At 63.1% G+C, this 20,179-nt stretch carries 11 protein-coding genes; 6 read left to right on the forward strand and 5 right to left on the reverse strand.

Annotated elements, in window-relative coordinates; genetic code table 11:
* Positions 1 to 2 precede the first annotated feature (2 nt).
* Positions 3 to 1,706: an AMP-binding protein gene (locus tag C8K66_RS27645; RefSeq protein WP_108526560.1), complete on the forward strand. Its 1,704-nt coding sequence runs from the start codon at positions 3 to 5 to the stop codon at positions 1,704 to 1,706.
* A gap of 906 nt (positions 1,707 to 2,612) precedes the next feature.
* Here C8K66_RS27645 and C8K66_RS27660 read toward each other — a convergent pair.
* Complete coding sequence (locus C8K66_RS27660; protein ID WP_108526566.1) at positions 2,613 to 3,728, reverse strand: Gfo/Idh/MocA family protein; 1,116 nt, start codon at positions 3,726 to 3,728, stop codon at positions 2,613 to 2,615.
* A gap of 310 nt (positions 3,729 to 4,038) precedes the next feature.
* Here C8K66_RS27660 and C8K66_RS27665 point away from each other — a divergent pair, with 310 nt between their 5' ends.
* Complete coding sequence (locus C8K66_RS27665) at positions 4,039 to 5,079, forward strand: YCF48-related protein (RefSeq protein ID WP_169865359.1); 1,041 nt, start codon at positions 4,039 to 4,041, stop codon at positions 5,077 to 5,079.
* A gap of 15 nt (positions 5,080 to 5,094) precedes the next feature.
* The gene (locus tag C8K66_RS27670; protein ID WP_046490929.1) at positions 5,095 to 7,470 is read left to right on the forward strand and encodes an RND family transporter; all 2,376 of its coding nucleotides are present in this window, start codon (positions 5,095 to 5,097) and stop codon (positions 7,468 to 7,470) included.
* 49 nt (positions 7,471 to 7,519) lie between these two features.
* On the opposite strand, the gene C8K66_RS27675 is transcribed toward C8K66_RS27670, so the two are convergent.
* Positions 7,520 to 12,412 (reverse strand): DUF6543 domain-containing protein, encoded by a 4,893-nt coding sequence (locus tag C8K66_RS27675; RefSeq protein ID WP_108526568.1) that lies wholly within the window; start codon positions 12,410 to 12,412, stop codon positions 7,520 to 7,522.
* A 141-nt stretch (positions 12,413 to 12,553) separates the two neighbouring features.
* On the opposite strand from C8K66_RS27675, the gene C8K66_RS27680 reads away from it, so the two are divergent.
* The 3 genes from C8K66_RS27680 to C8K66_RS27690 all read left to right on the forward strand — a co-directional run bounded on the left by C8K66_RS27680 (position 12,554) and on the right by C8K66_RS27690 (position 14,338).
* Positions 12,554 to 12,841 (forward strand): DUF5629 family protein, encoded by a 288-nt coding sequence (locus C8K66_RS27680; RefSeq protein ID WP_046383661.1) that lies wholly within the window; start codon positions 12,554 to 12,556, stop codon positions 12,839 to 12,841.
* Entirely contained in the window at positions 12,828 to 14,003 is a 1,176-nt protein-coding gene (locus C8K66_RS27685) for a lactonase family protein (RefSeq protein WP_108526570.1), read from the forward strand. Before C8K66_RS27680 ends, C8K66_RS27685 begins: the two co-directional genes overlap by 14 nt.
* A gap of 155 nt (positions 14,004 to 14,158) precedes the next feature.
* Positions 14,159 to 14,338 (forward strand): hypothetical protein, encoded by a 180-nt coding sequence (locus C8K66_RS27690; protein WP_046383659.1) that lies wholly within the window; start codon positions 14,159 to 14,161, stop codon positions 14,336 to 14,338.
* A 39-nt stretch (positions 14,339 to 14,377) separates the two neighbouring features.
* On the opposite strand, the gene C8K66_RS27695 is transcribed toward C8K66_RS27690, so the two are convergent.
* The 3 genes from C8K66_RS27695 to C8K66_RS27705 are packed head-to-tail and all read right to left on the reverse strand — an operon-like array spanning position 14,378 to position 19,853.
* Positions 14,378 to 14,980, reverse strand: coding sequence for a glutathione S-transferase (locus C8K66_RS27695; protein WP_108526572.1), 603 nt, complete (start codon positions 14,978 to 14,980; stop codon positions 14,378 to 14,380).
* On the reverse strand, positions 14,977 to 18,615 hold the full coding sequence (locus tag C8K66_RS27700) for an AAA family ATPase (protein WP_108526574.1): 3,639 nt from the start codon (positions 18,613 to 18,615) through the stop codon (positions 14,977 to 14,979). Before C8K66_RS27700 ends, C8K66_RS27695 begins: the two co-directional genes overlap by 4 nt.
* Complete coding sequence (locus tag C8K66_RS27705) at positions 18,612 to 19,853, reverse strand: exonuclease SbcCD subunit D C-terminal domain-containing protein (protein WP_108526576.1); 1,242 nt, start codon at positions 19,851 to 19,853, stop codon at positions 18,612 to 18,614. Before C8K66_RS27705 ends, C8K66_RS27700 begins: the two co-directional genes overlap by 4 nt.
* Positions 19,854 to 20,179 lie beyond the last annotated feature (326 nt).

The raw sequence follows: 20,179 nt of genomic DNA on the forward strand, positions 1-20,179 counted from the left end.
CCATGAACGCTATCAGCCTGGAACACACCGAACGCATCTGGTTGAACGCCTACCTGCCTGGCGTCCCGGCGGACATCGATGCAGGTATCGAGGACTACCCGTCGCTGCGCGAGGTGTTCCTGGAGCACCTGGAAAAATTCCGCGAACGGGTGGCCTACGTCAGCATCGGCACCGAAATGACCTATGCCGACTGGCACATGCAGGGCATCGCGTTTGCCGCCTGGCTGCAAGGCCAGGGTGTGAAGACCGGCGACCGCGTGGCGCTGATGATGCCCAACTGCTTGCAGTACCCGATCTGCCTGCTGGGAACGATCCTGGCCGGTGCGGTGGTGGTCAACGTCAACCCGCTGTACACCGCCCATGAACTCAAGCATTTGCTCAAGGACAGCGGCGCCGAGACGGTGGTGATCTTCGAGAACTTCGCCCACACCCTGGAAAAAGCCATGCCCGGCAGCAGCGTCAAGCGCGTGGTGGTGGCGGCCATCGGCGACTTGCTCGGCACCTTCAAGGGCGCGGCGATGAACTTCATCCTGCGCCGCGTGCAGAAACAGGTGCCGAGGTTCAACCTGCGCGGTTCGGTACGCTTCAATCAGGCGCTCAAGCAAGGAAGGGCGCTGACCCATTTCCCGGTGGACATGCACCTCGACGACCTGGCCTTCCTGCAATACACCGGCGGCACCACGGGTGACGCCAAGGGCGTGATGCTCAGCCATCGCAACATCATCGCCAACCTGCTGCAAGCCAAGGCCTGGGTCGGCAACCAATTGGACCAGGACACGCAGGAAACCAACGTCACCTTGTTGCCGCTGTATCACATCTTTTCCCTGACGGTGAACTGCCTGATGTTCATGTGCCTGGGCGGGCGCAACATCCTGATCGCCAACCCACGGGACGTGAAGCGCGTGCAGATGATCCTGCGCAAGGAGCGCTTCAACGGGATTGCCGGGGTCAACACGTTGTTTAACGGCTTGCTGGAGAACCAGGAGTTCTGTGCGCGGGACTTTTCCGACCTGCGCATGGTGATCGCCGGTGGCATGGCCACGCACACGGCGGTGGCCAAGCGCTGGAAGGAAGTCACCGGGCTGCCGATCATCGAAGGCTACGGGCTGACCGAATGTTCGCCGGTGGTGAGCATCAGCCCCATCGACATTTTCCGCATGCGCGAGATGGAATTCACCGGCAGCATCGGCGTGCCCTTGCCGTCGACCTGGGTGCGTTTCATGCGCGAAGACGGCGAATTGGCTGACCTCGGTGAGCAGGGCGAATTGCAAGTGCGCGGCCCGCAGGTGATGCAGGGCTACTGGAAGCGGCCCAAGGAAACCGCCGAGGTGCTGGATGCCGAGGGCTGGCTGTCGACCGGCGATATCGGGGTGATGGATACGCGCGGCTATATCCGCCTGGTCGACCGCAAGAAGGACCTGATCCTGGTCTCGGGCTTCAACGTGTACCCCAATGAAATCGAAGACGTGGTGGCGCTGCACCCCGGCGTTGCTGAAGTGGCGGCAATCGGTGTGGAAGATGGCGTGACCGGCGAGAGGGTGAAGATCATCGTGGTGCGCAAAGACCCGAACCTGACTCAGGAACAGATCCTGGCCCATTGCCGGGAATACCTGACGGGGTACAAAGTGCCCAGGTACGTGGAGTTTCGCAGCACCGAGCTGCCCAAGACCACAGTGGGCAAGGTGCTGCGCCGCGCGCTGCGCTAACTTGAATCTCTAGGTGATCTAAAAGTGGGAGGGGGCTTGCCCCCGATAGCGGAGTTGAAGTCACCGAGCCTATCGACTGATCCACCGCCATCGGGGGCAAGCCCCCTCCCACATTTCAGACCGAGTTCACATTGACCCAGCGTTGTTCGCGAGCCGCCACGCGAATCGCCGTCGCCAGCCGCTCGACCGCCCACGCGGCCCAAGGAAACCGCCGAGCTGCCCAAGACCACAGTGGGCAAGGTGCTGCTCCGCGCGCTGCGCTAACTTGAATCTCTAGGTGATCTAAATGTGGGAGGGGGCTTGCCCCCGATAGCGGAGTTGAAGTCACCGAGCCTATCGACTGATCCACCGCCATCGGGGGCAAGCCCCCTCCCACATTTCAGACCGAGTTCACATTGACCCAGCGCTGTTCTCGAGCCGCCACCCGAATCGCCGTCGCCAGCCGCTTGAGCGCCCACGCGGCCCAAGGAAACCGCCGAGCTGCCCAAGACCCCGGTGGGCAAGGTGCTGCGCCGCGCGCTGCGTTAACTTGAATCTCTAGGTGATCTAAATGTGGGAGGGGGCTTGCCCCCGATAGCGGAGTTGAAGTCACCGAGCCTATCGACTGATCCACCGCCATCGGGGGCAAGCCCCCTCCCACATTTCAGACCGAGTTCACATTGACCCAGCGTTGTTCGCGAGCCGCCACGCGAATCGCCGTCGCCAGCCGCTCGACCGCCCACGCGGCCCAAGGAAACCGCCGAGCTGCCCAAGACCACAGTGGGCAAGGTGCTGCTCCGCGCGCTGCGCTAACTTGAATCTCTAGGTGATCTAAATGTGGGAGGGGGCTTGCCCCGATAGCGGAGTTGAAGTCACCGAGCCTATCGACTGATCCACCGCCATCGGGGGCAAGCCCCCTCCCACATTTCAGACCGAGTTCACATTGACCCAGCGTTGTTCGCGAGCCGCCACGCGAATCGCCGTCGCCAGCCGCTCGACCGCCCACGCCGCGTCGAAGTCGCTGCCGTCCGCGCCCTGGCCGGTCACTGCCAGAATCAACTCGTGCACTTCCAGCGTCTTCAATTCGTTGTAGCCCAACTGATGGCCGGCGGCCGGGCTGAACGCCGCGTAGCCGGGCAGGGCGGGGCCGGCCAGCAGGCGTTGGAAGCCGTCCTGGCCCTTGCGGCACAGGCGCAGTTCGTTCAAGCGCTCCTGATCGAAGGCCAATGAGCCTTGCGTCCCGCTGATTTCAAACGCCAGGTGGTTCTTGTAACCGTGCTTGAGCCAACTGCTGCTCACCGTGCCGCGCGCGCCGTTGGCGAAACGCAGCAGGGCGTGTACCTGGTCGTCCACGGCAATCGACTTGAGTGTGTCGCCGCCTTTGACGGCGGGGCGCTGTGCATGCACGGTCTGCGTATCGGCGCATACGCTGACCACATCGCCCACCAGATAGCGTGCCATCGACAGCAAGTGGCTGCCCAGGTCTGCCAGGGCGCCACCGGCATGTTCCACCTCACAGCGCCACGACCAGGGTGAAGCCGGGTCGGCCATGAAGTCTTCGCTGAACTCACCCTGGAAACTGATGATTTCGCCCAATTCGCCGTTGGCGATGATCTGCTTTGCCCACCCGATCATCGGGTTGTGCTGGTAGTTGTAGCCGACCCGCGTCACCACGCCCGCCGCACTCGCGGCGTGGCGCATGGCGTCGGCCTGCGCCAGGCTGACCGCCAGCGGTTTTTCGCAGTACACCGCCTTGCCCGCGGCGAGCGCGGCCATGGCCATGGGGTAGTGCAAATGGTTCGGTGTGGTGATCGCTACCACATCGACCGTGGGGTCGTTGACCAGCGCTTGCCAGTCGCCATGGGCCTGGGCAAATCCCCAGGCATCGGCGCAGCGCTGGGCGCGTTCGGTGTCGGCATCGGCCAGGGCGGCCAGTTTGAGGCTGACCGGCAGCTCGAATACCGTGCGGGCGTTATTGAACGCCAGGGCATGGGCGCGGCCCATGAAGCCTGTGCCGATCAGGCCGATTCCGAGTTTGCGCATAGCCGTGCTCCTTTGGATTATTGTTTTCAGGGAGGCCATTAATGGAATATAAATTCTTATAATTCAATATGTGGAAAAAATAATTCATTTCTGCGGCGATATCATTGCAGTTGATGTGGTTATATTCAGCGCAGGGTTAAAAGCCGCCAGTTAACAAAAGATAACGTAGCGCCGATTGTCAGACGATTCGAAAGCCCGATAGGATGGCCCCTACTTCCTCCAGGCGCTCTAGATTGCAGGTTTCAGAGCCCGGGAAGGTAAGACGACCTAACAATAATAAATGGGAGAAAGGTCTATGAGTGAGCCTGTCATGGGTTGGGTTGTTTGCCGCCCACGCGCCGCACGCAGGGTTGCGTTGCTGGCCACAGCGCTCTCGTTGCTGGCCGGTGCCGCGTTGTCGCCACCGCTGTTGGCAGCCAGCGATACCGCCGCACAGCCGGTGTTTGCAATTGAATCCCCCAAGGCCGCCAAGGGCCTGATGATCGACGTGGTCCACGCGGGCTCGCGCCTGGTGGCGGTCGGTGATCGCGGGCACATCCTCTATTCCGATGACCAGGGCAGCACCTGGACCCAAGCCAAAGTCCCCACCCGCCAACTGCTCACGGCGGTGTTTTTTGTCGATGACAAACACGGCTGGGCCGTCGGCCACGATGCGCAGATCCTCGCCAGCGTCGACGGCGGCGCCACCTGGGCCCAGCAATACCAGGACCTCAAGCGCGAAGCGCCGTTGCTCGACGTCTGGTTCAACGACGCCAACCACGGCCTGGCCGTCGGCGCCTACGGGGCGCTGATCGAAACCACCGACGGTGGTAAAACCTGGGAAGACGTCAGCGAACGCCTCGACAACGAAGACCAGTTCCACCTCAACGCTATTGCCCAGATCAAGGACGCCGGCCTGTTTATCGTCGGTGAGCAGGGCAGCATGTTCCGCTCCAGCGACGACGGCCAGACCTGGGAAAAACTCGAAGGCCCCTACGAGGGTTCACTGTTCGGCGTGATCGGCACCGCCCAGCCGCACACCCTGTTGGCCTACGGCTTGCGTGGCAACCTGTACCGCTCCACGGATTTCGGCAGCACCTGGGAGCAGGTCGAACTGAATGCGGCGCGCGGCGCCCTGGAGTTCGGCTTGTCCGGGGCGACCTTGCTCGATGACGGCGCGCTGGTGGTGGTCGGTAACGGCGGCAGCGTGGTGGTCAGCCATGACGACGGCCAGACCTTCAGCGTATTCAATCGCCCGGACCGTATTTCACTCTCGGCGGTGACGGCGGCGGGCAATGGCAACTTGATTCTGGTCGGGCAGGGGGGTGTTCGTGTTGCTACGCCAACCGGCGCCGAACCCACAAAACAATAAGAAGGCGGGGAAAGAATGAGCAGTCATCACAACGATAAAGCGACCTTTCTTGAGCGCCTGATCTTCAACAACCGCCCGGCAGTGATCGTCATCTGCCTGCTGGTGAGTATTTTCCTGTTCTGGCAGGCGACGTTGATTCGCCCCTCCACCAGCTTTGAAAAGATGATCCCGCTCAAGCACCCCTTCATCGAAAAGATGATGGAACACCGCAACGACCTGGCCAACCTGGGCAACACGGTGCGTATCTCGGTAGAGGCCAAGGACGGTGACATCTTCACCAAGGACTACATGGAGACCCTGCGGCAGATCAACGACGAGGTGTTCTACATCTCTGGCGTCGACCGCTCGGGCCTCAAGTCGCTGTGGAGCCCCAGCGTGCGCTGGACCGAAGTCACCGAGGAAGGCTTCGCCGGCGGTGAAGTGATCCCGCAGAGCTACAACGGCTCGCCGCAAAGCCTCGATCAACTGCGCAACAACGTGCTCAAGTCCGGCCAGGTCGGGCGCCTGGTGTCCAACGACTTCAAGTCGAGCATCGTCGACATCCCGCTGCTGGAGTCCTACCCGGACCCGCAGGACCAGGGCAAGTTGCTGGCGCTGGACTATCGGCAGTTCTCCCATGAACTGGAAGACAAGATCCGCACCAAGTTCGAAGCGCAGAACCCCAACGTCAAGATCCACATCGTCGGTTTCGCCAAGAAGGTCGGCGACCTGATCGACGGGCTGGTGATGGTCGTGTTGTTCTTCGGCGTTGCCTTCGTCATCACGCTGGTGCTGTTGCTGTGGTTCACCAACTGCCTGCGCAGCACCGTCGCGGTGTTGAGCACGACGCTGGTGGCGGTGGTCTGGCAACTCGGCCTGATGCACTTCTTCGGCTTCGGGCTCGATCCGTATTCGATGCTGGTGCCGTTCCTGATCTTCGCCATCGGTATTTCCCACGGCGTGCAGAAGATCAACGGTATCGCCCTGCAATCGAGCGACGCGGACAATGCGCTGACTGCCGCACGGCGTACCTTCCGGCAACTGTTCCTGCCGGGGATGATCGCGATTCTGGCGGATGCGGTGGGTTTCATTACCCTGCTGATCATCGACATCGGGGTGATCCGGGAACTGGCCATCGGCGCGTCCATCGGCGTGGCGGTGATCGTGTTTACCAACCTGATCCTGCTGCCGGTGGCGATTTCCTACGCGGGCATCAGCAAGCGCGCCGTGGCCAGGAGCAAGAAAGACGCGAATCGCGAACACCCGTTCTGGCGCCTGTTGTCGAATTTCGCCAACCCGAAGGTCGCGCCGATTTCCGTCGCCCTGGCGCTGGTCGCGTTCAGCGGCGGCCTCTGGTACAGCCAGCACCTCAAGATCGGCGACTTGGACCAGGGCGCGCCGGAGCTACGCCCGGACTCGCGCTACAACAAGGACAACAACTTCATCATCAACAACTACTCCACCAGTTCCGACGTGCTGGTGGTGATGGTCAAGACCAAGGCCGAAGGCTGCTCGCGCTATGAAGCCATGGCGCCCATCGACCAGTTGATGTGGAAGATGCAGAACACCGAGGGCGTGCAGTCGGCGATCTCGCTGGTGACCGTGTCCAAGCAGATGATCAAGGGCATGAACGAGGGCAACCTGAAATGGGAAACCCTGTCGCGCAACCCGGATGTGCTGAACAACTCCATCGCCCGCGCCGATGGCCTGTACAACAACAACTGCTCCCTGGCGCCGGTGCTGGTGTTCCTCAACGACCACAAGGCCGAAACCCTCGACCGCGCCGTGCATGCGGTGCAGGACTTCGCCAAGGAAAACAACAAGGACGGCCTGGAGTTCATCCTCGCCGCCGGTAACGCCGGGATCGAGGCCGCCACCAACGAGGTGATCAAGGAGTCGGAGCTGACCATCCTGATCCTGGTGTACCTGTGCGTGGCGACCATGTGCATGATCACCTTCCGCTCCTGGGCGGCGACCCTGTGCATCGTGCTGCCGCTGGTGCTGACCTCGGTGCTGGGCAACGCGCTGATGGCGTTCATGGGCATCGGCGTCAAGGTCGCGACCTTGCCGGTGGTGGCCCTTGGCGTGGGCATCGGCGTGGACTACGGCATTTACATCTACAGCCGTCTGGAAAGTTTCCTGCGCGCTGGCCTGCCGTTGCAAGAGGCGTACTACCAGACGCTCAAGTCCACAGGCAAGGCGGTGCTGTTCACCGGGTTGTGCCTGGCGATCGGCGTGTGTACCTGGATCTTCTCGGCGATCAAGTTCCAGGCCGACATGGGCCTGATGCTGACCTTCATGCTGCTGTGGAACATGTTCGGCGCGCTGTGGCTGCTGCCGGCGCTGGCGCGGTTCCTGATCAAACCGGAGAAGTTGGCCGGGCAGAAAGGCAATTCGCTGTTCGCCCACTGAGTGCAGCGGTGGGGGCGGTTGCGCCCCCACCTGCAACGTCACACTGCGCTCACCGGGTTGCGCGCGGTATGGGCGCGATCGCCAGGAACAACTGATCCACCGGCGGCGTGATCAATACGTAGACAATCCGCCTGATCGGCTCGGCGCCCGGCTCCTGGGGGTTGCGCAAGCTGCTCTGGACGTGTTGCTTGAGCAAATCCTTCTGCGTGTATTTGCGCTGCTCCGCCAGTTTCAGATGGGCGCGGGTATAGCGCGCGGGCGGGGCGTCGGCGCTGGCGTAATGGAAGTGGGCATACCACAGCACCGTCGGCGGTTTTTTCGCTTTGTCATACACCGCGTATTCGGTGAAGAAATCGCCACTGAGGGTCGGCCGTTGCGGGTCGGCCAGGCTGGTCAGGTTGATATCGATCTGCTGGTGTTGCCACAGATACTCGAGGCTCTCCTGGGTCGGCCATTGACGCTTGTAGCCCTCGCTGCACACCCGTTCCGCCAGCCGCAGCATATCGCGGGCCTGGGCCTGGTACTCGTCGATCAGGTCCTGGGCCGAGGGTTTGTCGAGGTGGTCGCGCTGGATTTCCTCGGCCAGCGCGGTGAGCTTGTCCGCGTGCCCGCTGAGCAGCTCATCCCAGTCGCCCGGGTTGACCTGTTGGCGTGTGCGCGGCGAATCGAGCTTTTGCCGGTCGGCGGTAATGACGCGTTCAATGTCGCGGCGCTGTTCGATCAGCGTCTGGGCCAAACCTTTGAGGGTCGCCAGCGTGCGGCCTCGCGGGGGCTGCGTGGGGGCTTGGGAAGGCGGTTCGGCGGTGGTCGCCCAGCCGTCCGCGTGCTTGTTGAAAGAGGCAACGGCTTCACCGGTCAGCGTATCGGTGAGGGTGAAGTGCTCCTCGGCGTTCTGCGCATCGGCCGGCTTGAGTTCGCCGATCAAATACTCTTTTTTGCGGGTCTTGAACACGCGCTTTGTCGGCGCCTTGGCGCGCAGGGTTTTCGACAGCGGCAGCACCACCTCCAACGCTTCCTGCTTGCGCACCACCGATTCCAGCTCGCTGTTCGCCAGCGCCTGGGCGTATTCGAGGCCCGCCAGCAGACGTTCGGCCTGCGGGCGCAGGCGGCTCGGGTTGAGCGCCTTGAGTACGCGGATCGCCTCTTCATAACGGCGGTACTTTTTCAGCACGCTCTCGTACACCTGCCGTTGTTCGACCAGGGTGTATTCGGTGCTGCTGCGCACTTCGACGTGAGACAGCAGCGCCGCGCTCAGGTCGGTTTGCTCCAGGCGTTTGACGTACAGCTCTTCCTGCGGTGGCAGGCGTACATCGGTCATCTCCACGCTGCTGACGGCCAGGTAGTCGAGGGCGTTGAGCCGCAGGTTGTCGGGGAAAAAGTTCTGCGGGTATTCGATCTGTGCCAGCAACTCCTGGCGTATCGTGCGCCCCGCCAGCGAATCGTTTTCCAGCTGTTCCAGGGTGGTTTCCATCGCAACGGAAACCTCGGCCATGTGCTGGCGGATGTTTGCTGACTCGGTGGCGTTGCGCACGTATTCGTCGTAGACCGTCGAGTCGCCGAGCAAGTTATTCACGAACATGCGGCGCGCCATTCGTGCCATGGGTTCGCCCGCGCCGGAAAAGCGCATGGCATTCAACCGGCCCAGGAGCATCTCGTGGATAAACAGTTGTTGGTCCCAGACCGTCTTGAGGATTTTTGCGCGGTCATGCACATGCACGCCGGCGCCGCCGACTTTTTCCAGTTCTACGCCGAGCTTGACCATCTCCAGGCGCGGGGCCAGTGATTGGGCAAACAGCAATTCCAGGTTCTCCAGCAGAATCTGGAATTCGGTGCGCAATTGCTGATGCTTGAGGGTTTCGCGCTGATGCCGTGTTTCCAGGGCGGGCCTTTGCTGGTCGCTGGCTTTTTGCAGCAGGTTCCACACCAACTGCGCGGTTTTGCGTTGTTTGACCAAGGCGTCCAGGGCGGGTGATATCTGCGTGCTCGCTGCCTGGAATGGCGCCATCAGGTGCTGCATGTCTTCACTGAGCACTTGCACCCGGGCGAGCACTTCTTGTTTCTTGCGCAGGTTTTCTTCGCGCAAGGCGGCCAGGCGCTTGGGCCCGCCACCCAGCAGTTTGAGCCCGCGGTCCAGCGACCAATGGCCGTTGCCATCGGTTCTCAGCAAAATCCCGGGATGTTCGGGTTTTTGCGGATGAACGATGAACACGTCAGCAAAACCCGGGACGATGCTGACCCTGAATAACAGCCCGGCCACCGAGGCATGCCACAGGCCGTTGATGCGGTACAAGCCTTGGTGAGGCCCGGTGTCGAGTGGCGCGGGAGCGGGCACGGGCCACGGCACGTTGACGGCGCGCAGTTTCTCCAGCAGCGCGGCCGCGGCGGTGTCGCCGGCCAACGAATGGTCGAAGTCCAACGGCGTGCGGCCACCGCCGGGTGGTTCGCTGGGCAGGCCGATGACGCCGCGTTCGACCGCCGCTGCATGGCGGGTTGCCAGGCCGGGCGGGCGTCGGAAGGGCGTGCGCGTGACGGGCTGTTCGTCGAGCGGCGGGCTGGCACTGTGCGCGCTGAGGGGGCCTTGATGCACCAGCAGCATGCCGATGTTGAGCAGCAGGTCGACCCACGCCAGCTCTTTCGCCGTAGGGTCAGGACTCTCCAGTGCCGGCAGGTCCTGGGTCAGGCTTTGCGTCGCCTGGATCAGCCAGCCGATCGTCGCCAGGGGGCCGCGCACGGCCATCAACAAGGTGTTGAAGCCCAATTGCATGCCTTCGAGGATCAACGCCCAGCGGCTTTGCGCATTCGAGGTCGATTCGCGCTCGGCCTGGTCCAGCAACTGGCGGGTTTCGCAGCCGAACAGATAGTCCATCAGGCTGCCGTGGTTGAGCGCTTGCAGGATTTCGTCGCCGCTCGCATCGCCGGCTGGCGCCAATTCTGCGGGTTTGGGCACCTCGGGCAGCCGGTCGAACTCCGAACCGATGCCGATGCGCAGGATGTGCGGCTGGCTGAACCCGCCGTTGCTGTAGATCGCCCTGGCCGGGTCGGGCAGCCAGGTCAGCACGCTGTCCTGTAGCGCACCGGGTTGCACAATGGCCGCCAGCAGGTGTTCGCGGCTGCTGAACTCGAGCAGCGCGTCGCGATAGGCCGGACGGTACAGCAGGTGCGGCCCCAGCCGGGTGTCGAGAGGTTCGATGATGAACATGTTCTGCGCCACGTCCGCCGTGGCTGCCGGCGTGCGCAGAAAGGCCAGGGGGCGGATGACTATTTCGTCGCCATCGACCCGGCGTGCCAGCGGGTTGGTTGCGAGCAGTGCCCGCACACAGCGCGCGCCGCGCGCGGTCAGGCCGGCTTCGCCGCGGAGCGCGTGCTCCAGCGCCTGGGTTTTCAGGTGCAGGGGCCGCTGTTGGTTGAACAGCCGCTGGCGTTTGCGCGCGGCGGCGGTGTCGCCCATCAGTTCCCGGCGCAGGTAGGCGGGATAGTTGTTGCCGATGTCCACACGCTGGACCAGTTGCAGCACGTAGGCGGGCGTCAACCACGCTTCGAGCGCCCGGCCGCTGCGATGGCTGAGCGTCATGCGGCCTCTGGGGCTTCCCGACAGGTTCTTCAGCGCCAGGTCCACCAGGCTCATGGATACCGGCGCGAGGTAACCACCTGCAAGGCTGCCCACCGCGACATGAAAGGTCAGGGTCAACTCGTCGGCCCGGTAGCCGGCAGCGCGTGCCGCGTCGTTGCAGGTACGCTGGCCGCCCAGGGCGACAGCGCGATCCAGGCACAGTTGATGGTTCAAGTGCTCGGCGGCATAGCTATGCAGGGTTTCCAGGCCATCGAAGTCGGAATCGCCGAGGGTCTGGCGCTTGATCCCGGCCTGTTCAAGCAGGCATTCGCGGTAAGCCAGGCGGTCGGCGGCGCTGGCGCGTTGCAGCCAGTCGGGCAGGGCGGCCTGGAGGGACGCCAGGGTGACCAGCGCCGTGCCGCGGGCGCTGGCGAAAAACCGCGCCGGTTGGGTGATGGCGGCAAACTGTTGTTCCAAGGCCTGCACCGTGCTGTTGGCCGGGAGTTGCAGGGCGGCCAGGTCCTCCAATTGCTGGTTGAGGATCAGCGCGGCCTGGACCTCGAAAATATTGCCGTCGGGTTCGTACTGCTGCCAGGTGATGCTGTCGACGCTGAAGCGCTGTTGCAGGTGGTCGGCCCAGGCCTGGCCGAAGGCGTCCAGGTCAGGGTAGGCCTCGATTGCGCCGGACAGACGGCACAGCAACACCTGCTCGCGGCACACCACCAGCAGGTCGCTCGCTTGCAGCGTGAGCAGGCTGCCTGCGCGCGTCAGGTGCGCCTCTAGCGTATAGGCATGAATCGCGTTGTCGGGGGCCGGGCGGCGTGCGCGGGTGGCACGGTCTGGGTAGCGCGCCAGGGTATTGAGGATGTCCAGCGGTTGGGCGTGGCGTGCGGCGGCGTCGAGCAGCGTGCCTTGCAGCACGTCGGCCAGCCATTTCCAGCGGCTACCGCCGGCGTCGCTGTCTTCGCCCCAATAGGTGGCCATGGCGTCTTGGAAGCCGATAAACAGCAGCGACGGCAGTTCGCGAATGACGGCTTCGATGACGTCAAGATCATAGGCGTGGGCGCCATTGGCCGGATAACCGAGCCGCGTGCCGCTGGCATCGCTCAAGTAGCTATCCAGGCCGTGGCGCGTCGACACATCGGGAAAGCTGCCGTCGGCGAGATGGTTCAGCGCGACCTCCAGCAACGGCAGCAACGCCCGCCCGCCACCGTCACGGGGTACGGCCAGTCGCAGGTCGGCGAGGGGGTGTGTCAACGGCGGATATTTCTCCGCCAGGTTGCGCGCCAGCATCTGCGCGGTGACTGCGCGCAGTGTCGGACGCTTGAGAAACTGGGCTTCAAGCGCTTCCCGCAGCGGGTCGGCGGCGAGGGGGGGATTGCGGTCTGGCATGGGTATTCCTTTACGTTGAATAAAGACGTGCCCTTGCACGGTAATCCGCGGTGTGGCGCCGATGCGGTAGCCGGTTATGGTTTTAGGTCCTGGCGGCAAAGTGGCCTATCATTAGCCCTTTGAACCTGATGAAAGACTGTGATGACTACTACTTTGACGGCCGTCCTTGCCACCAGCGACATGCTTGAAATCGACGGGCTGCATGCCTTCGAGTTCGCACTGGATGAAAAAAAGCTGCTGATCATCGCCATGGATGGCCGTGCGCAAAAACGCTGGAGTTTCAGTCTGGAACAGCTGCAGGCCGCGGTCTTCGATGAGACTCTGCAAAGCTGGACGCTGACCGGTGATGTGGGCGAGCACCGTCTGGTCTGCATGAGCGCAATCACCGCCAATAATAATGAAGAGGATGAAGCGGATGCTGATGCGTAAATTCTGGCCCTTGTTGATCGCGGGCAGCGTCGGGGCGATGTCGGCACAGGCCGCACCGGCCGACACCCATGAACTGTTGGTCGGCAGCTACACCGCCGGCAGCAGCGAAGGGATCTATCGCCTGCAATTCGACAGCCGCACCGGGCGGTTCCAGGGCAAGCCGGTATTGGCGGCAAAAACGGCCAACCCGTCCTGGCTGACGGTCTCCAAGGACCAGCAGCATCTGTTTGTCGTCAATGAAAACGGCCCCGGCCAACAGGACGCGGTCGGTCGCGTCAGCAGCTACCGCATCGACCCGCAGAACCATCAGCTCACGCTGATCAATCAGGTTCAAAGCCTGGGCAGCGAGCCGACGCATTCCAGCGTGGCCGCCGATGGCCGCTACCTGTTCGTCGCCAACTATTCGGTGCTTGAAGACCCGGGCGGCAGCCTGGCGATTCTGCCGCTGGACGCCCAAGGCAAACTGGCGGCGCCCGTGCAGTTGAGCGGGCACCCGGCGAGCCGGGTCAACCCGCAACGCCAGGCGTCCAACCATGTGCATTCGGTGGTGCCGGCGCCGGATGGCAAGTATGTGTTTGTGCAGGACCTCGGCGCGGACAAGGTGTTTGCCTACCGCTACGATCCCAAGGCCAACCCTGAGCAGCCCCTGACCCCGGCCAACCCGGCATCGGTGCCTTTGCCGCCGGGCAGCGGCCCGCGGCATTTGCTGTTCAGCGCGGACGGCAAGCATGCCTGGCTGACCACCGAGATGAGCGCTCAGGTCGCGGTGTTCGATTACCACGACGGCACGCTCAACCAAACCCAGCTGGTGGACTTCGCCGCCGGGCAACCGGTGTCCGACAAGGCCGGCGCGGCGCTGCATGCTTCCAGCGATGGCAAGTTCCTGTACGTGAGCAATCGCGGCACCGCCAATCAGTTGCTGGTGTTCAGCATTGATCCGGCGACCGCGCATCTCAAGGAACTGCAGCGCCGTTCCGTGGACGGCGACCATCCGCGCGAGTTCAGCCTGGACCCGAGCGGCAAGTTCCTGCTGGTCGCCAACCAGAAAAGCAATGAAATCGTGGTGATCGAACGCGATCCACACACCGGCCTGCTCGGCAAAACCGTGCAAAAACTACCGATCGATGCGCCCAGCGACCTCAAGTTCCTGGTGCGTCAATAAGCCACAGGCCCCGCACAGCGGGGCCTGATCCTCTTTATTAATTCGATTAATAACAGCTACTGTTTCAAAGCATTTCTAAGGTCCAACCCTCGGGCGTAAGTTGAGTTCCAAGGCCTCCCCGGCCACTCAACCAAACGAACACAAGGGTTACCGACATGAACTTCAATCTCTTCTCGATCATCGCCGCCTCCGCTGTTTCCGCCACTGTTGCACTGCCAGCTGCGGCCAGCGTGAACATCATCGGCAAACAATCCAGCACCAGCGCCTACACCCAGAAATACCTGCAACAGAGTGCCAACTTCTACGCCGCACTGGATCACAAAACCCAGTACTGAGCGCCCTGTGGGAGCCGGCGCGCCCGCTCCCACATCGATTCAGGCAGATTCAGGCTTGGCCATCACCGCGATAAACAGCGGCGAGTCCAGAAACCACTGCAACCACGCCTGCACCCGTCGATATGAGGTGCGCGCAAACCACTCCCGATCGACATGGGCAAACTGCCGCACAAACGGCGCCACAGCCATATCCGCAAGGCTTGGATGATCGGCGAGCAAATACGCACGGTCAGCCAGCAACGCCTCCAGCTTCTGCAAAAACACCTCACCGTCGGCCCGATACGCTTCCATCGGCCGCTCCGGGTAGCGCTCGGCATACTTGTAGCGATTCAAGTGATGTTTGAAGCCCAGGTCATTCTCGGCAATCAGCGCCTGCACCGCGGGATCACCCTGTAGCAACCAGTCTTGCGGATCGTTTTGCGCTAAGGCCCAGCGCATGATGTCCAGGCTTTCGTCGATCACCCGACCGTCGACGCTCAACACCGGCACCGTGCCTTTGGGCGACAGCGCGAGCATCTCGGCCGGCTTGGCCTTGAGGCTGACTTCGACAATCCGCACCGGCACGCCGCAATAGCGCAGGGCCAGGCGGGCGCGCATCGCGTAGGGGCAACGGCGAAACGAGTACAGCAGCGCCTCGCTCACTTCACCTCCACGGTGCTCAAACCATTGCCCTGACGCTTGACCTGGATCTGCACCGGAATGCGCTCGTGCATTTCCTGTACGTGGGAAATCACCGCCACCTTGCGGCCCTGGGCTTGCAGGCCGTCCAGCGCGTCCATGGCCAATTGCAGGGATTCCGGGTCGAGGCTGCCGAAACCTTCGTCGATAAACAGCGACTCGATCTTCAAGGTACTCGAGGCCATCGATGCCAGGCCCAGCGCCAGCGCCAGGGAGACGAGGAACGTCTCGCCGCCGGACAACGAATGCACTGAGCGCAGTTCGTCGCCCATTTCCGTGTCCATCACCAGCAGGCCGAGCATGCTGCCGCCGCGTTTGAGGCGGTAGCGGCGCACCAGTTGGCGCAGTTGCACGTTGGCGTGGTGTACCAGCAAATCGAGGTTGTAGGCCTGGGCGATCTTGCGGAAGGTGTCGCCGGTGGCCGAGCCGATCAGCGCGTTGAGGCGCGCCCAGCGTTGCCATTCTTCATAAGCCTTGGTGATCTGTTCGGCCAGGGCGTGGTTGGCGTCCTGGCGGCGCTGGTCTTCGGATTGCCGCGCGCGCAGTTCGGCGCAGTGTTTTTCGCCCTCGGCCAGTTGCTGGTTGAGCGTGGCCAGTTGGGCGTCCAGCTGTTCGGCGTCGAGGTTGCCGTTGTGCAGCGCCTGGTGCTCGGCCAGGCGTTGTTCGCGCTCTTGCAGCAGAACCCGGGCTTGCTCGACGGCTTTTTCGCTGTTGTGCAGTTGCTGGCGCAGTGCGCTGGCATGGGCCTCGTCCAAGGCCAGCAGGCGCTTGAGCCCGGCGTCGTCCAGGTCGGGGTGCAGGGCGCGCCACTCGCCCAAGCGCGTCGCGAGCGCGTGTTGTTCGGCGTGCAGCGTGTGCTGGCGGTCTTGCTGGGCCTTGAGGTCGGCGGCCAGTTGGATCAAGGCGTTGCGGATGTCCTGCAGCTGTTGATTGGCGTCGGCTTCGCTTTGCCGAGACTGCGCCACGGCCTGTTCGAGTTGCTGTTGCCAGTCTTCGGCGCGTGGGTGTTCACCGAGCAGGCGGGTGAGTTTTTCCTGGGCCGCGTGTTGCTGGGCGGCCAGTTCGCTGACCTGCTGGCGCAATGCGTCGAGTTGCTGCTGGCGATGTTGCTGATGGGTGTGTTCTTTCTCGATCGCCTGCTGACGCGCTTGTTGCTCGGCCAGTTCATCGCGCTGATGGGCCAACTGTTCGAGGCGCTGACCGACCTGTTGGTCCAACTGCACGAAGGTCGCCGCCGGTTCGCTGCGCAGGCCCTCGAGTGTCTCGGTCGGCAACAGGCTGGCGAACGCCTGCAGTTCTTCGTCGAGGCGTTCGCGGTCGTTGGCCAGTTCGCGTTGCTGGTCGATCAGTAACTGGCGCGCCTGCTGGCTGGCGTCCTGGGCGGCTTGCAGCTGTTGCTGCAGGCGCCCGGCGTTTTGTTGCAGGTTGAGCAAGGCGCCTTGGCGTTGCTCGTCCTGGGTGATGTTTTGCGTCAGTTGACTGAGCTGCTGGGCCAGCCAGGCGCTGCGCCGGGCCGCCTCCTGATTGAACAGCGCAGCCGCCAGCGGGTGTGCGTCCAGGCTCGGCGCCAGGGCTTGCTGTTGGATTGCCAGTTGCTCCTGTTGCTGCAGGAATTCCTTTTGCTGGGCGATCAAACCGCCGACTTCACCGCGCAGCTCGGTGAGTTTTTCCTTGAGGCTGTCGACGGCTTTCTGCGCCATCGCCTCTTCGTTTTCGTCGTGGCGACCGAGGCTGTGCAGCAACGCTTCGGGTTGGTGATACGGATGCGCTTGGCTGCCGCACACCGGGCAGGGCTGGTCATCCTGCAATTGCCCGCGCAACTCCTCGACACTGGCACTGCGGGCCAGGCGCTGGCGCTCCAGCAGTTGCTTGGTCACCGTCAGGGTCTGTTCGGCGCGCGTGAGTTCGGCTTTGGTGTGCAGGCCGGTCTGGTTCAACTGATCGCGTTGTTGTTGCGCGTCCGCGAGTTTTTGCGTCAACACGCTGGCTTGCTGGTCCAGCTGTTGCTGGTTGTCCCACAGCCGGGTGAGGTCTTCGAAGGCGCGTTGCTGCTTGCGATTGTCTTGCAGCAGGTTGGCGAGTAACTGGATCTGCTCGGCGACGGCGTGAGGTTCGGCGCCGGCCTCCTGGTACAGCAGGTCGAGGGCATCGCGTTGTTGGGCGAACTTCTCGGCGGCGGCGGTGGAGCGCTGTTCAAGCTGCGGCAGTTCGGCCTGACCTTTGTTCAGGCGATTGCCGATCAGCATCAGTTGTTGCAGGCGGTCGCGGTAGGCGTTCCAGGCCTCGCTCAACGGCGCGAGGGCGGCGCTGCGTTCCAGGCCGGCGGCCAGGCGTTGCAGGCGCTCGGCGACGTGGGTGTGTTTTTCCTGCAAGCCCTTGAGCAAGGCCTGACCTTCGGCGCAGGCCGTTTCGTGCTGTTGCTGGTCCTCGTTGCGCTTGGCCAGTTCCTTGTTCAGGTGGGCGAGGGTGTTTTGTTCCTCGAAGGCCTGGCGCAGCAAAGGCCCGGCGTCGGCCTGAGCTTGCAGGGCCGCGGCCAGCGCTGTTTGGGCCGATGCCTGCTGTTGTAGGGCTTGCTCCTGGCGGCCATGCAGATCGGTTTGCTGCTCGATCTGCGCTTGAATGTGCGCGGCCAGCGGCGTGAGCAAGGTGTCGAGCTCAGCCTGGCGCGCGAAGTGATGGCGCTGCGGCGCCAACTGTTCCAGGCGGCTCAAGTCCTCGCGCTGCGGGCCTTGGCTGTCCCAGTGTTGCTGGGCTTGTTGCAACTGTTCGACGGCACTGAGCTTGCGCTCCTGCCATTCGCGCAGTTCCTTGAGCCAGGTGTGCTGCAGCTCCAGCTGCTTGAGCTGGGCTTGCTCGGTTTTGAACTGTTGCTGCGCGTGGGCCAATTGTTGGTCCAGCTCGGCGCGGGCTTGCTCGGCCAGGGGTTCCACGCCGGTGGCCTGGTCCTGTAGTTGTTTGTGGGCGTCCTTGGCGTCCTTGGCCTTGTCGAAGGCGCGACGGCCGAGTTGGGTGTAGAGCGCGGTGTCGGTGAGCTTTTCCAGCAGTTCGCTGCGCTCGTTGTCGTTGGCCTTGAGGAAGGCGCTGAACTCGCTCTGCGCCAGCAGCACCGCGCGGGTGAACTGTTCGAAGTTCAGGCCCAGGGCCAACTCCAGCTGGGTCTTGTATTCGGTTTTCTGGCTCGCCAGCAACTGGTCGCTGTCCAGGTCGATCAGGCTTTGCCGGCTGTTCTGCAACTTGCCGCTGGCTTTGTCGCGGGCGCGGTTGGCTTCCCAGCGCGCACGGTAGCGGCGGCCGTTGACGCCGACAAAGTCGACCTCGGCATACCCGCCGCCGGTGCCGCGTCGCAGCAACGTGCGCGGGTCGCCGATGGAAATATCGCTGTCGGCGTCGGGCATCTTGGCCTGGCCGGTATCGCCCAGGCGTGGCACGGCACCGAACAGCGCCAGGCACAGCGCGTCGAGCAGAGTACTTTTGCCGGCGCCGGTCGGCCCGGTAATCGCGAACAACCCGGCGCTGGCCAGGGGCTCGGCGGTAAAGTCGATCTCAAACGGGCCCGCGAGGGAGGCGAGGTTTTTCAGGCGGATGGCGAGGATCTTCATGGCTGTTCGCCCTCCTGTTGCACTTCCTGGAGCAGCACCGCGAAGTCCTTCAAGGTCTGTTCATCCACTTCACTGCCGTAGTTGTCCTGCCAGGCGCGGCTGAACAGCTCCTGGGGGGTGAGCTGGTCGAGTTCGATCAGGCGCTCGTTGTCGGTGTCGTCGCTGCCGCGTTTGCCGGCGTACTCGGCAGCGATACGCACCAGGCGCACGGCCTTGCCTTGCAGGGCGGTTTCAATTTGCTGGCGCAGGTCGGGTTGCGGCTCGTCGAGGCGCACGCGCACTTCCAGCCACGGCTGGCGTTGGGTTTCGGCGAGCAGGTCGATGTCCGGCAAGTCGCCGAGCTGCTTGAGGATATCGGTCAGTGGCGCGGCTTCCAGGCGTTGCAGGTTGACCGCGCGCGGGATCAGGCGCGGTTCGACGCTGAGCAGGGTTGCGCCGTCGAACGTCACGTCGAGAATCTGGTGTTGGTAGCCGATTTCGGAAAACGACAACGGAATCGGCGAACCGCTGTAGCGAATGCGCTCCTCGCCGTTGACCCGCTGCGGCTTGTGCAGATGGCCGAGGGCGACATAGCTGACGCTGGCGTCAAACAGGCTGGCGGGCAGCGCTTCGGCGTTGCCGATGATCAGGCTGCGCTCGGAGTCTTCCGACACCGAACCGCCGGCCATATGTGCATGGCTGATGGCAACCAGCGCCTGGCCGGGCTCGCGTTTGGCGTTGGCTGCGGCAATCAGCCACTCATGCACTTGGCCGATACCGCGCAGGTAATCGTCGCCCAGTTGCGCCCCGGTGACTTCCGCCGGGCGCAGGAACGGCAGCGCCAGGCACCAGGCGGCGATCTTGCCGTCGGCGCCGGGCAGCGGGATCAGCAACCGCTCGGTATCCAGTTGCCCGTCATCGAGCCACAACACCCGGCCCAGGGCATGGGTGCGCAAACGGCGCATCAACGGCGCGGGCAGTTCGATGCGCGAGCCGGAGTCGTGGTTGCCGGCGATCATCACAATCGTGAGGTTGGGGTTTTGTTCGTGGGCGCTGATGATGAAATCGTACAGCCGCTCCTGGGCCTTGAGCGGCGGGTTGACCGTGTCGAAGATATCGCCGGCGATCAACAGCACGTCCGGCGCGTGCGCGCCGAGCTGACGCAGCAGCCACTCGAGGAAACAGGCGTGTTCGAAGTCGCGCTCCTGGCCATGCAGGTTTTGCCCAAGGTGCCAGTCGGAGGTGTGAAACAGACGCAAGGCGAGCTCCGTGGAGAAGATGAAAAGGAGGGGAGTTTACCTGTATTGCGCACACGCTGCTCCAGACGACGCAGATCCAGTGTGGGAGGTGGTTTGCCTGCGATGGTGGTGGTCCGCTTGAGCAGTGTTGTCTGGCCCATCGCCATCGGGGTGTACAGACGGAGACATCCTTTACAAACGAGACCGGGGACATCCTTTACGTTTCTGGGTGCTGGACAGCCGGCTTGCACTGCTGTCTAGCCTACCCAGTGGATAGTTACATAGGTACATGTCCCACACGTTGTCGTCCACTTCTCGCAGTCCAACGGACTCTCCTACCAGTGACT

This window comes from Pseudomonas sp. GV105 (genome assembly GCF_003058185.1).
GTDB lineage: Bacteria > Pseudomonadota > Gammaproteobacteria > Pseudomonadales > Pseudomonadaceae > Aquipseudomonas > Aquipseudomonas veronii.